The 12,871-nt window shown below is 72.5% G+C and carries 9 protein-coding genes; 4 read left to right on the top strand and 5 right to left on the bottom strand.

Annotated features, from left to right (window positions below):
- Positions 1-107: 107 nt before the first annotated feature.
- Positions 108-1,007: a 3-methyl-2-oxobutanoate hydroxymethyltransferase gene (gene panB / locus OHB09_RS09045; protein ID WP_191852931.1), complete on the bottom strand. Its 900-nt coding sequence runs from the start codon at positions 1,005-1,007 to the stop codon at positions 108-110.
- A 242-nt stretch (positions 1,008-1,249) separates the two neighbouring features.
- On the opposite strand from panB, the gene OHB09_RS09040 reads away from it, so the two are divergent.
- From OHB09_RS09040 to OHB09_RS09030, 3 genes are all read left to right on the top strand, one after another.
- Positions 1,250-2,845 (top strand): MFS transporter, encoded by a 1,596-nt coding sequence (locus tag OHB09_RS09040; RefSeq protein ID WP_093589794.1) that lies wholly within the window; start codon positions 1,250-1,252, stop codon positions 2,843-2,845.
- 83 nt (positions 2,846-2,928) lie between these two features.
- Positions 2,929-3,594, top strand: a complete 666-nt coding sequence (locus OHB09_RS09035; protein WP_006137790.1) for a TetR/AcrR family transcriptional regulator — start codon at positions 2,929-2,931, stop codon at positions 3,592-3,594.
- A gap of 245 nt (positions 3,595-3,839) precedes the next feature.
- Complete coding sequence (locus OHB09_RS09030) at positions 3,840-4,880, top strand: endonuclease/exonuclease/phosphatase family protein (protein ID WP_319117764.1); 1,041 nt, start codon at positions 3,840-3,842, stop codon at positions 4,878-4,880.
- A gap of 65 nt (positions 4,881-4,945) precedes the next feature.
- On the opposite strand, the gene OHB09_RS09025 is transcribed toward OHB09_RS09030, so the two are convergent.
- From OHB09_RS09025 to OHB09_RS09015, 3 genes are all read right to left on the bottom strand, one after another.
- On the bottom strand, positions 4,946-6,706 hold the full coding sequence (locus OHB09_RS09025) for an NAD+ synthase (RefSeq protein ID WP_328921815.1): 1,761 nt from the start codon (positions 6,704-6,706) through the stop codon (positions 4,946-4,948).
- Positions 6,707-6,798: 92 nt separating this feature from the next.
- The gene (locus OHB09_RS09020; RefSeq protein WP_319117759.1) at positions 6,799-8,382 is read right to left on the bottom strand and encodes a multicopper oxidase family protein; all 1,584 of its coding nucleotides are present in this window, start codon (positions 8,380-8,382) and stop codon (positions 6,799-6,801) included.
- Between the two features lie 159 nt (positions 8,383-8,541).
- A complete protein-coding gene (locus tag OHB09_RS09015) occupies positions 8,542-10,485 on the bottom strand; it encodes a S53 family peptidase (protein WP_328921814.1) in 1,944 nt (647 codons plus the stop codon).
- Positions 10,486-10,769: 284 nt separating this feature from the next.
- Between OHB09_RS09015 and OHB09_RS09010 the strand changes: the two genes are divergently transcribed.
- Positions 10,770-11,240, top strand: a complete 471-nt coding sequence (locus OHB09_RS09010; RefSeq protein ID WP_328921813.1) for an RrF2 family transcriptional regulator — start codon at positions 10,770-10,772, stop codon at positions 11,238-11,240.
- A 54-nt stretch (positions 11,241-11,294) separates the two neighbouring features.
- On the opposite strand, the gene OHB09_RS09005 is transcribed toward OHB09_RS09010, so the two are convergent.
- The gene (locus tag OHB09_RS09005) at positions 11,295-12,488 is read right to left on the bottom strand and encodes a globin domain-containing protein (protein WP_167793347.1); all 1,194 of its coding nucleotides are present in this window, start codon (positions 12,486-12,488) and stop codon (positions 11,295-11,297) included.
- Between the last annotated feature and the right edge of the window lie 383 nt (positions 12,489-12,871).

Here is a 12,871-nt window from a genome sequence, read left to right as displayed (position 1 = left end):
GCTCGGTGTTCCGGTGTTCCGGTGTTCCGGTGTTCCGGTGTTCCGGTGTTCCGGTGTTGCGGTGTTGCGGGGGGTCCGGTGTTCCGGGGGCCCGGTGGCGCGGTGGCTCAGTGCACGGAGTGCTCCTCGGTGGGGAAGGTGCCGCCCACCACGTCCTCCGCGAACGCCTTCGCCGCGTCACCCATCACCCGGCGCAGCTCCGCGTACTGCTTCACGAACTTCGGCACCCGGCCGGAGGTCAGGCCCATCATGTCCGTCCACACCAGGACCTGGGCGTCGGTCTCGGGGCCCGCCCCGATGCCGACGGTCGGGATGTGCAGCACCCGGGTGACCTCGGCCGCCAGCTCCGCCGGGACCAGTTCGAGGACCACCGCGAAGGCCCCCGCGTCCTGCACCGCCTTGGCGTCCCGCAGCAACTGCTGCGCGGCCTCCTCGCCGCGGCCCTGCACCCGGTAGCCCATCGCGTTCACGGACTGCGGGGTCAGGCCGATGTGGGCCATCACCGGGATGCCGGACTCCACCAGCAGTTCGATCTGGCGGTGGGAGCGCTCGCCGCCCTCCAGCTTCACCGCGCCGACCCCGGCCTCCTTCACCAGCCGGGTCGCCGAGCGCAGCGCCTGCACCGGCCCTTCCTGGTAGGAGCCGAAGGGCAGGTCGGCCACGATCAGCGCCCGCCGGGTGCCGCGCACGACGGCGGCCGAGAGCATGGTCATCTCGTCGAGGGTGACCGGGACGGTGGTGTCGTACCCGAGGTGGCAGTTGCCCGCCGAGTCGCCGACGAGCATGACCGGGATGCCGGCCTCGTCGAACACGGACGCGGTCATCGCGTCGTAGGCGGTGAGCATGGGCCACTTCTCGCCGCGCTCCTTGGCGGCGGTGACGTCGCGCACGGTGATCCGGCGGGTGTTCTTCCCCCCGTACAGTGCCTTGCTGTCGGCGGAAGGTTTCAGCGCGCCCCGCGCCCCGGGCGCGGGAGACTGCTCCTGGGCAGCCGAGAACTGCGTCATCGCAACGGCTCCTTCTGTCATCTCGAGGCGCCCTGACGGCGTCCCCGGACCATTCCCATGGTGGCACCTCGCGGTGCGGCGGACCAGAGCGCGGCGAGGCGATCCGCCTCACGTGGGCCGGGCCCGGTCCGTCCCGCGCCGGCCCGGTCCGGGCCCCGGCCGCCGCGAGAGCCGCGTAATGCCTCCGTAAAGAATTTCGATACGAGACGGTGCCGTATCGGAATTCGTCCTACGCTCGACCCATGACAACTCCCACTGCCCCGGTCGAGCGCCGGATCCCGGAGTCGGTGCACCGGCGACGGTGGGCCATCCTCGGCGTGCTCATGCTGAGCCTGCTGATCGTGGTGCTCGACAACTCGATCCTCAACGTGGCCATCAAGACCATCTCCACACCCGCCCCCACCGGCCTCGGCGCCACCCAGAGCGAGCTGGAGTGGGCGATCAACGCCTACACCCTCGTCTTCGCCGGACTGCTCTTCACCGCCGGACTGCTCGGCGACCGGCTGGGCCGCAAGAAGGTGCTGCTGGCCGGCCTCGCCGTCTTCGGCATCGGCTCGGCACTCGCCGCCGAGTCCGGCTCACCCGTCCAGCTCATCGTCTTCCGCGCGGTCATGGGTTTCGGCGCCGCGTTCGTCATGCCGGCCACCCTCGCCGTGCTCATGAACGTCTTCGAGCGCGAGGAGCAGCCCAAGGCCATCGGCATCTGGGCCGGCGGCGTCGGCCTCGCCATCGCCATAGGCCCGATCACCGGCGGACTCCTCCTGGACCACTTCTGGTGGGGCTCGGTCTTCCTGGTCAACGTGCCGATCGTCGTCGTGGCCATCGGACTGATGGTCTGGCTGGTCCCGGACTCGCGCGACCCGCGCCCCGGCCGCCTCGACCCGGTCGGCGTCGTCCTGTCCGTCGTCGGCCTGGTGCTGCTCGTCTACGGCATCATCAAGGGCGGCCAGCTCGCCGACTTCGGCGACCCGAAGGTCCTGGCCAGCAGCCTCGGCGGACTCGCCGTGCTGGTCGTCTTCGTGGTGTACGAGAAGCGCAGCGACCACCCGTCCATCGACGTCACCTACTTCAGGAACAAGGTCTTCTCCGCCGCCATGGCGGCCATCACCCTGGTCTTCTTCGCCCTGATGGGGGTGACCTTCTTCTCCGTCTTCTACACCCAGAGCGTGCGCGGCTACTCGCCGCTGGAGACGGGCCTGCTGATGCTGCCGCTGGCCGCCGCGCAGATGGTCTTCGCCCCGCGGGCCCGGCTGCTGGTGGACCGCTTCGGCAACAGGGTGACCACCACCGGCGGCCTGGTGCTCCTGGCCGCGATGCTCGCCGCGTTCTCCCTGCTCGACGCGGACACCCCCATCTGGCTCCTCGAAGTGATCTTCTTCCTGATGGGCACCGGCATGGCCCACATCATGACCCCCACCAGCGTGGTCATCATGCAGGCCCTGCCGCGCGAGAAGGCCGGCTCCGCCTCCGCGCTCAGCAACACCTTCCGCCAGGTCGGCGGCGCGCTCGGCATCGCGGTCCTCGGCTCGGTGCTCTCCACGTCCTACCGCAACGGCATCGAGGGACACCTGACCGGGGTCCCGGCCGCCCTGCGGCACACCGCGGGCGAGTCCATCGAGGCCACCCTCGGCGTCGCGCGCACGCTCGGCCCGCGCGGCGAGGCCCTCGTCGGCCCGGCCAGCGACGCCTATCTGCACGCCATGCACGTCACCGCCCTGTGGGGCGCCGGCGTCGCGGTGCTCGGCGCCGTCGTCGCGGGCCTCTTCCTGCCCGGGAAGGCCCGCGAGGAACCCGAGGGCGAGAAGGAACCGGAACTGGTCGGCACCGAGCCGTCCTGACCGGACCCGGGCCGCGGGGGCGGCGCGAAGGCCGACGGGGGCAGTGGGGGATCCTGGCAGCACAGGAGACGAAGGAGTACCACGTGACCCGTGCCGACAGCACCGCCGGACAGCGGGAGACCCCCGCGCGGGTGACACCCGCGCGGGGGCGCCCGCGCAGCGAGGCGGTGGAGCACGCCATCATCGAGGGCGTCCTCGCGCTCCTGGAGGACGGGGTGCCGCTCGCCGAGCTGTCCATCGAGCGGATCGCCCGCACGGCCGGCGTCGGCAAGGCGACGATCTACCGCCGCTGGAGCGGGAAGGAGGAGCTCTTCGTCGACGTCGTGCGCGCCGCGGAGCCCTCCGAGCCGGGACTGCCCGGCACCTCCCTCCGGGACGACCTGGTGGTCATGCTGGAGTGGATGCGCCGCCGCGGACTGGCCAGCCGGTCCTCGGCGGTGCTGCACAACGTCTACGCGCAGATGAAGTCCAGCCCCCGGATCTGGGCGGCCTACGAGACCTCCGTCATCGAACCCCGCCGCGACGCGCTGTTCGAGGTGCTCCGGCGGGCCCAGCGGCGGGGCGAGGTCCGCGCCGACATCGACGTGCGGCTCGTCAACGACCTGCTCACCGGCCCCATGCTCCTGCGGACCGTCCTGCGCCCGAACGGCGACCTCCCCGAGGACCTCGCGGAACGCATCGTCGACACGGTCCTGGAGGGCCTGCGCCCGCCCGCGCCGGAGCCCCCCGCCGCGGGCGGCGCCGGCTGACCGTCCTTCCGGTTCGCCCCACGCCCACGCGTCGACACACCGTCAGAGCGCGGTCCCCGCAGGGCCCATGTGCTCATTTCGTCACAAGACCCGGCCGTTCCGCTTACGTTCGGAACCCCGAACGCCGCCTTCGTCGTCCTTGTGCAGGTACGGCAGCCCGGGCGGGCGCCGTGCGGAAGCGATCATCCCCTAGGGTTTTCCTCCACGGGGACGACGAGTGCACGGGCAAGGTGTGAGGCGACGGTATGGCGCAGGCGCAGATGACGGAGACCGGCAGCGACGACGGGAACGGGGACGGCCGTCAGGGCACCCGGATCCGGCGGCTGTGGGACCACCTGCGCACCGACCGCGGGATCTGGCGCAGGGGCATCGTGCTGGCCGTCCTCGCGGTGCTCCTCGGCCTGCTGATGGCTCTGCACGAGAGCGTCCCCAACCGGATCGGGAACCTCGGCAGCCTGCTGGAGACCTTCCTGCCCTGGCTCGGCGTCCCCGCGGTCCTGCTGCTCGTCCTCGCACTGGTCCGCCGCTCGGCGACGGCCCTGATCGCCCTGCTCGTGCCCCTCGTCGTCTGGGTGAACCTCTTCGGCGGCCTGCTCTCCGACAAGACCGCGGCCGCCGGTGAGGCCGACCTGACCGTCGCCACGCACAACGTCAACGCCAGTAACGCGGACCCCTCCGGCACCGCCCGGGAGATCGCCGTCGCCGGCGCCGACGTGCTCGCGCTGCAGGAGCTCAAGGCCTCCGCGGTGCCCACCTACGAACGCCTGCTGGAACCGACGTACAAGTACCACGCGGTGGTCGGCACGGTCGGCCTGTGGAGCAAGTTCCCGATGAGCGGAGTACGGACGGTGGACATCCGGCTGGGCTGGAAGCGCGCGATGCGGGCCACCGTCACCACGCCCGACGGGCCGCTCGCCGTCTACGTCGCCCACCTGCCCTCGGTGCGGGTGAAGCTGCGGGCCGGGTTCACCGCCCGCGAGCGCGACCGCAGCGCGGACGCGCTGGGCGCGGCCATCGCGCACGAGAAGCAGAGCCGTGTCGTGCTGCTCGCCGACGCCAACGGCACGATGAACGACCGGGCGCTCACCGCGGTCACCTCGCAGATGCGCTCGACGCAGGGCGCGGTCGGCAGCGGGTTCGGCTTCAGCTGGCCGGCCTCGTTCCCGATGGCCCGGATCGACCAGATCATGGTCAAGGGCGTCAAGCCGGTGTCGTCCTGGACACTGCCGAAGACGGGCAGCGACCACCTGCCCATCGCCGCCCGCCTCCAGCTCGCCGGGGAGTAGCGGGAGCCCGGGGCCGGGAGCCCTCAGCCGCACTCCCGGCCGCGGACTCCCGGCCTCCGGGTGCCTCAGCCCCGTTCCCGCCACGCGTTGGTGATGGGCAGGCGCCGGTCCTTGCCGAAGCCCTTCGCCGAGATTTTCGTGCCCGGCGGGTACTGCCGCCGCTTGTACTCCGCGGTGTCCACCATCCGCAGCGTCTTGACCACCAGCTCCCGCTCGAACCCGGCCTCGACGATCTCGTCGGCGCCCTGGTCGCGGTCCACGTAGCGGGCGAGGATCGCGTCCAGGACGGGGTAGTCCGGCAGCGAGTCCGTGTCGACCTGCCCGGGGCGCAGCTCCGCGCTCGGCGGCTTGGAGATCGAGTTCTCCGGGATGGGCGGCGTCTCGCCGCGCTCCGCCGCCGCCCGGTTGCGCCAGCGCGCCAGCTCGAAGACCGTCGTCTTGTACACGTCCTTGATCGGCCCGTACGCGCCCACCGAGTCCCCGTACAGCGTCGAGTAGCCCACCGCCAGCTCGGACTTGTTGCCCGGGGCCAGCACGATGTGGCCCTCCTGGTTGGAGATCGCCATCAGCAGCGTGCCGCGCAGCCGCGACTGGAGGTTCTCCTCGGCGAGACCGGTCAGCTCGGTGGACGCCATGTAGGCGTCGAACATCGGCGCGATGGAGATCGTCCGGAAGTTCAGACCCGTGCGCCGCGCGAGTTCCGCCGCGTCGCCCCTGGAGTGCTCCGAGGAGTACTTCGACGGCATGGACACGCCGTAGACGTTCTCCGGCCCCACCGCGTCGCAGGCGATCGCGGCCACCAGGGCCGAGTCGATGCCGCCGGACAGACCGATCAGCACCGAGCGGAAACCGTTCTTCCGCGCGTAGGCGCGCAGACCGGTGACGAGCGCGGAGTAGATCTCCTCGTCGTCCTCCAGCCGGTCCGCGTACCCGCCGGTCAGCTCGGGCTCGTAGGCCGGCAGGGGCTCCTCGGAGACGACCAGGCGCTCGACGCGCAGCCCGTCGTCGAGGACCGCCCCGTCGTCCGGCGCCTCCGCGGAGACGCCGGGCAGGTCGAGGTCGAGCAGCACCGCGCACTCCTGGAACTGCGGCGCCCGCGAGACGACCTCGCCCTCGCGGTCCACGACGATGGTGTCGCCGTCGAAGACCAGCTCGTCCTGGCCGCCCGTCATCGCCAGGTACGCGGTGGTGCAGCCGGCCTCCTGGGCGCGCTTGCGCACCAGTTCGAGCCGGGTGTCGTCCTTGTCGCGCTCGTACGGCGAGGCGTTGACGGAGAGCAGCAGCCCCGCCCTCGCGGAGCGGGCCGCGGGCACCCGGCCGCCGTCCTGCCACAGGTCCTCGCAGATGGCGAGGGCGATGTCCACGCCGTGCAGCCGCAGGACCGGCATGGTGTCGCCGGGCACGAAGTAGCGGAACTCGTCGAAGACGCCGTAGTTCGGCAGGTGGTGCTTGGCGAAGCGGAGCGCGATCCTTCCGCGGTACAGCACGGCGGCGGCGTTGCGCGGGGTACCGGCCGGCTGGCCGTACTTCGGCTGCGCGGACTCGGAACGGTCGAGGTAGCCGACGAGGACGGGCAGCTCGCCCAGGCCCTCGGCGGCCAGCCGGACGGCCAGCTCGCGCACGGCGGCACGGCTGGCCTCGACGAAGGAGGAACGCAGGGCGAGATCCTCCACGGGATACCCGGTGAGCACCATCTCCGGGAACGCCACGAGGTGCGCTCCCTGCTCGGCGCAGTCCCGGGTCCTGCGAAGGACGGCCTCCACGTTCCCGGAGAGGTCGCCGACGGTCGAGTCGATCTGATTCAGGGCGAGACGTAGTTGAGGCACGCCCTCCAGTGTAATCGTCACACCGACGCGATGCCCGCGCCCCCGGAGCGCGCGAGCCGCGCGGCAGCCGCGCGAGGCGCCGCGCGGGGGCCTCAGTACCGCAGCAGCGTCATCATCCCCGCCTCCTGGTGGTACGCGTTGTGGCAGTGCAGCATCCACACCCCCGGGTTCTCCGCGTCGAAGTCCGCCCTCACCGTCCGCCCCGGCAGCACGATCGCCGTGTCCTTGCGCGCCCCCGGCCCGTCCTGCGTCCCGGTCAGCGCGAACACGTGGCCGTGCAGATGGACCGGGTGCCACATCTTCGTCGCGTTGGTCAGCTCGAGCCGCACCCGCTCACCGGCCCGCAGTGCGTGGGCCTGCCGGGGGTCGTACGGCTTGCCGTCGAAGGCCCAGTCGTACTTCTTCATGCTCCCGGTGAGCCGCAGCCGCAGCGTCCGGTCCGGCCGCCGGTCGTCCAGCGCCACCGCGTCCTCGGCCAGCAGCTCCTCGGCGCCCACCAGCCGTCCGTCCAGCTCCCTCGGCCGCGCCGAGGCCTTCGGCGCCGCGCCGCTCGCGGTGCGCAGCAGTGCCCGCGCCGCCGCGCCGCCCTTGCCCTCGGCGAGGGCGGTCAGCGGGAAGACGCCGTCCCCCGCGGTCACCAGGACGTCGTAGCGCTCACCCATGGCCAGCAGCAGCGCGTCGGTCCCGGTGTGCCGCACGGGGTGGCCGTCGGTGTGCGTCACCGTCATCCGGTGGCCGCCGAGCGCGACCCGGAAGGCGGTGTCGCCGCTCGCGTTGATCAGCCGGATCCGGATCCGCTGCCCGGGCCGCGCGGCGAACACCCGGGGGGCGTCCGCCGTGCGCCCGTTGACCAGGTGGTAGGGGTAGGTCACATTGCCGCCCGCCCCGTCGAGCAGTGCGCTCCGGCCCGTGTGGGGGCGGTCGCCGGGGTGGGCGGAACCGGGTGCGGCGCCGGGCGTGTCGCGGCCGGCGTTCCTGGTGCCGCCCCCGCCCTCGGCGTCCTCGGACATGTTCATGCCGCTGCCCCGGCTGCCGAGCAGGGTCCTCAGCGTCGCCTCGGGACTCCGGCCGCCCACCCCGTCCAGCCAGTCGTCGAGCACCACGACCCACTCGGTGTCGTAGCCGAGAGGCTCGTGCGGGTCCTCCACGATCAGCGCCCCGTACAGGCCGCGGTCCGCCTGCACCCCCGCGTGCGAGTGGTACCAGTACGTGCCCGGGGTGGGCAGCGGGAACCGGTAGACGAAGTCGCCGCCCGCCCGGACCGCGCGCTGGGTGAGGTCGGGGACGCCGTCCATGGCGTTGGGCACGGCGAGGCCGTGCCAGTGCAGGGTGGTCGGCTGCGGCAGGTGGTTGGCGAGGGTGACGGCGAGCGTCTCGCCCGCGGTGACCCGGATCTCCCGCCCGGGCAGACCGCCGCCGTACGTCCAGGTGCTGACGGTGCGTCCGCCGAGGTCGGCCCTGCCGGAGACGGCGGTGAGGCGGACGGCACGGGTGGCCGCGCGGGACTTCGCGTCCCCGGCCGGGGCGGGCGGGGTGGCGGCCGTGCCGGGGGCGCCCGCCGGCGTGGGGCAGGACGGCTCGGGCAGCGGGCGGGCGGCGGCGAGGGCACCGGCCCCGGCGACCGCGAGGGCACCGGTGCGCAGCAGGGCACGGCGGGAGGGGGCAGAAATACGCATGCCCGAATTGCACTACTTGCGAAGGTGTGCGAGGGCGCACGAAACGCCGGTTGCGCCGGCCGGGTGAGCACGGCCCCCGTGTCCGCGCCGGACCGGCGCGGACACGGGGGCCGTCAGTGACTCGGCGACTGTGCCGTTGGTGACGCGGGCTTCGGGGACTCAGCGCCGCTTGAACGAGGACACGTAGCCGCCCGCGGGTGAACCGACGCCCGTCACCGGGTCGTAGCCGCGCACCGCCTTCAGCGAACTGTCCTTGCCGAGGCTGCGCACCGAGGTGATCAGGCCCTCGGAGGCGTCGAGGGAGTTGGCGAAGTCCACGCGGGCGACCGCGAGGTCCTTGCCGGTCGGCCTGTCCACCACGTCGTGGTAGACCTTCGAGCCGTAGCGGTCGTAGATCGCCGGGTTGGCGAAGCCGATCGCCCGCCCGCCGCGCTCCTGCTGCGCGAGCGCCTGGACGCCCGCGATCACCGGAGCGGCCAGCGAGGTGCCGCCGATGCGGTACTCGGAGTACCGGTAGGAGCCGTCGGGGAAGGCCTGGGTCTGGCCCACCTTGAAGCCGGTGTTGGGATCGCCCACCGCCGATATGTCCGGAACCGTGCGCATCGGAGCGGCCGTTCCGTTCGCCTTGGCGAGCGACTTCGGGACCACACCGCGCTGGTAGTACGGCTGCGCCACGGTACGGCTGGTGCCGCCGCCCGCGCCCGAGGTGAACGCGCCGGGGAAGTCGGCCCAGCTGCGGCCGTCGTCCGACAGGGCGGCCCGCCGGGTGCCCCAGCCGGTCTCCCACAGGTACTTGTCGTGCTTGCCGACGGCCAGCGAGGTGCCGCCGACGGCCGTCACCCAGGCGGAGTTGGCCGGGGTGTCGACCTGCTTCGTCCCGGTGTTGTCGACCTCGTCGCCGTTGTCGCCGGAGGAGAAGTAGAAGCCGATGCCCTCGATGGCTCCGAGCTGGAAGACCTGGTCGTAGGCGGCGGCCAGGGCCGGGGTCTGGTTGGCCTCGATGTCGCCCCAGGAGTTGGAGACGATGTCGGCCAGGTGACCGTCGACGATCTTGCCGAGCGAGTCGAGCAGATCGTTGTCGTAGCAGGAGGCGGCGCCGACGTAGACGATGTCCGCCTTCGGCGCGACCGCGTGCACGGCCTCGACGTCGAGGGTCTCCTCGCCGTACCAGCCGGCCGCCCCGCACTCCTCGGTGCGGGTGTACTCGCTCGGCAGCACCTGGTTCAACTGGCCGCGCTTGTAGGAGGCGTCGCCGTGCTTGCCGGCGTAGGTGGCCGCGTCGGCGGCGATGGTCGGGGAGGCGTAGGCGTCGGTGATGGCGACGGTCACGCCCTTGCCGGTCGCCTTGCCCGCCCCGTACGCCGCGCGGAGCTGCTTGCCGGTGTAGCCCTTGACCGCGTACGGGATCTTCTGGCCGTACGCCTTCGGCAGCGAGGTGGCCGTGTTCGAGCCGTAGTAGGAGGAGAACGGCCCGGAGTTGCGGAACACCGCGTCCGGCGGGGGCAGGGTGTCGCTGTGGCTCGCCTTGTGCGGGGCGTTGTCCAGGCCGGTGACGGTGAGGACGGCGCCGTCCAGCGCGGCGGGCACGGTGGCGTCGGCGGCCGGGGCGCGGTAGGTCTTGCCGGCCTTGGCATAGTTGTGGAGCTGGGTGCCGAAGGCCTTCTCGACGGCGGCCACGTCACCGGTGACGGAGAGGTAGTGCCGGGTGGTGCCGGTGACCGTCAGACCGGCGGACTTCAGCCAGTGGGTGACGGACTCGACCTGGGCCTTGGTGGCGCCGTAGCGGGCGTCGGCCTCCTTCGCCGAGAGGTACTTGCCGTACGAGGCGGAATCCGGGTCGGACACGGCCCGCGCGTACGCCTGGAGGCCGGCGGCGTCGCGCCCGGCGAGGTAGACGCGGACGGAGACCTTGGAGCTGTCGCCGGCGGCGCCCTTGTCGGCCGAGCTCTTGGCCCAGACCGGCTTGGTGCCCGCGAGTGAGTGCCGGCCGGAGCCGTCCGCGGCGTGGGCCGCGGGTGTGCCGAGTGCCAGGGCCCCGGCGAGCAGCGGCAGTGTCGCTGCCAGGCTCAGCCCGGCGCGCGCGGTGGCGCGAGTGGATCTCATAAAACCCCCTGCGATGCGGTTCGTCGCATGTCGTCGCGCGTGGCTCGTCGCATGGCGAGCGCACGATCCCGGCCACTCTTTCGATGATCGGTTCATGTCAGGGGAATGGAATGGCCAAGAAGAGCCCAAGTGCCGGTGATACAAGGGGATTTGCGGGAGTTGGGGGGAGTTGGCGGGCGGGGTCCTGTGGAGGTGCGGGGCGGGGGGAGTGAGGGAGATGTCCGGAAGCCGCCCGGGGCGACGGAAAAGTTGAATGCCGGATGCGCATTATTTACGCTGGTGGGATGCGGCTCCTGCGCTCCACCGACCTGGCGCTGCGCGTCCTGATGAGACTCGCCGTCGCGGGCGAGTCCAGCCCCACGACCCGCGAGGTCGCGGCGGACATGGACGTGCCCTACACGCATGCCGCGAAGGTCGTCGCCGAACTCCAGCACCGGGGACTGCTCGCGGCCCGCCGGGGCAGGGGCGGCGGGCTCTCGGTCACCGAGGCCGGGCGGACGGCCTCCGTCGGCAGGGTCGTACGGGCCTTCGAGGGCGCGGACGGCGGGAGCGACGTGGTCGACTGCGGGGGCGGCGGCACCGGCACCCCGCCCTGCCCGCTGCGCTCCGACTGCCTGCTGAGGGGCGCCCTGCGACGCGCCCAGGAGGCGTTCTACGCCTCCCTGGACCCGCTGACGGTGCAGGACATGATCGGGTCCCCGACCGGACCCCTCCTCCTCGGCCTCCCGGGCGTGGGCGCGCCGAGCCCGACGTAGAGCGGGGCCCGCACCCCGCGGAGGGGCGCGGGCTCGTGCGCGTACCGGGGTGTGTCAGGCCGCCGCGTCCTTGGCGAGCCACAGGTCGGGCCCGAACACCTCGTAGTGGATGTCGGCCGGCGCGACCCCCCTGGCCAGCAGCTGCTCCCGCACCACCCGCATGAACGGCAGCGGCCCGCACAGGTAGGCGACCGTTCCCGGGGCCACCTCGACCGCGCCGAGGTCGACCAGTCCGGGCCGCCCCGCCCCCTCCGCGTCCTCCTCGTAGAAGAACACGGCCTCCCCGTCCGCCAGCTTCGCCGCGTACGCCGTGTGGTCCCCCCGCAGCGCGTGTGCCGCGGGCGAGCGGTCCGCGTGCACCACGGTCACCCGCCCGGTGTGCTCCTCGAGCGAGAGCTGCTCCAGCATCGCGATCATCGGGGTCACCCCGATGCCCGCGGAGGCCAGCAGCAGCGGCGCGTCGGTGTCCTCCAGGACGAGGTCGCCGTACGGCGCCGACAGCTCCAGCACGTCACCCGCGCGCACGTGCGCGTGCAGGTGGTTCGAGACCTCGCCCTCCGGCGTGGCGGCGTCCCCCGGCACCCGCTTGACCGCGAACTGCCGCACCGGGGAACCGGGCGCCGCCGTCAGGCTGTACTGCCGGATCTGCCGGGCCCCGTCCGCGAGCCGCACGCCGACCGAGACGTACTGCCCGGCGCGGTAGGGCGGCACGGGTCCGCCGTCGGCGGGGCGCAGCCGGAAGGTGGCGACGTCCGCGGTCTCGTCGATCCGCTCGACGACGGTCCACTCGCGCAGCGCGCTCTCCTCGCTCCGCGCGTACAGCGTCCGCTCGATGTCGATGAGGGCGTTGGCCATGAGCCAGTAGACCTCGGTCCAGGCGGCGGCGACCTCCTCGGTGACGGCCTCGCCGAGCACCTCGGCGATCGCGGCGAACAGGTGCTCGTGGACGACCGGGTACTGCTCCGGGCGGATGCCGAGCGAGGCGTGCTTGTGGGCTATCCGGCGCAGCATCAGGTCGGGGCGCCGCTCGGGGTGGTCGACCAGGTGCGTGGCGAAGGCGGCGATCGAGCCGGCCAGCGCCTGCTTCTGGGTGCCGGCGGCCTGGTTGCCGCGGTTGAACAGATCGCGCAGCAGCTCCGGGTGGGCGGCGAAGAGCCGTGCGTAGAAGCGCTCGGTGATGTCGCCGATGGCCGCGCCGACGGCGGGGAGGGTGGCGCGGACGGTGGCTGCGGACTGCTCGGAGAGCATCGGGACTCCTCTGTGGAACGGAGTGACGGTCCGCGGACCCGGAGGGGACCCGTGGACCCGAGGGAGGGAGCCGCACGGCCCGGGGGAGGGCCGCGCGGCCTTCAGGGCCGTGCGGCCCTGGTGGAACACCGGCGCAGCGGTGGAGCGTGGTGGCTCCGCCGTATTCCTCCGGCACCGTAATAAAACTTGCATCTGAGATGCAAATTAAAAGGATGGGGGACGGGCGAGGATCGGCCATTACGGAAAGTGCAGTTCAGCGGGCAAGATGGCCCCGAAGCAGGGCACCCGTGAGGACACCTGCCGTACGTGTGACGTTCGGAACAGGGCCGCCGGGCCGCCGGGGGTCCGCAACGCGGATGAAATGCTGGTGTGGTGGGATGCTC

The organism is Streptomyces griseoaurantiacus, assembly GCF_036189845.1.
Taxonomy (GTDB): Bacteria; Actinomycetota; Actinomycetes; order Streptomycetales; family Streptomycetaceae; genus Streptomyces; species Streptomyces griseoaurantiacus.
This window is presented reverse-complemented; position numbering and strand designations above follow the sequence as displayed.

Bases quoted from the DNA above. Each gene is read 5' to 3' on its own strand.
- panB (WP_191852931.1), bottom strand. From the start codon at position 1,007: ATGACGCAGTTCTCGGCTGCCCAGGAGCAGTCTCCCGCGCCCGGGGCG.
- OHB09_RS09040 (WP_093589794.1), top strand. From the start codon at position 1,250: ATGACAACTCCCACTGCCCCGGTCGAGCGCCGGATCCCGGAGTCGGTG.
- OHB09_RS09030 (WP_319117764.1), top strand. From the start codon at position 3,840: ATGGCGCAGGCGCAGATGACGGAGACCGGCAGCGACGACGGGAACGGG.
- OHB09_RS09020 (WP_319117759.1), bottom strand. From the start codon at position 8,382: ATGCGTATTTCTGCCCCCTCCCGCCGTGCCCTGCTGCGCACCGGTGCC.
- OHB09_RS09015 (WP_328921814.1), bottom strand. From the start codon at position 10,485: ATGAGATCCACTCGCGCCACCGCGCGCGCCGGGCTGAGCCTGGCAGCG.
- OHB09_RS09010 (WP_328921813.1), top strand. From the start codon at position 10,770: ATGCGGCTCCTGCGCTCCACCGACCTGGCGCTGCGCGTCCTGATGAGA.
- OHB09_RS09005 (WP_167793347.1), bottom strand. From the start codon at position 12,488: ATGCTCTCCGAGCAGTCCGCAGCCACCGTCCGCGCCACCCTCCCCGCC.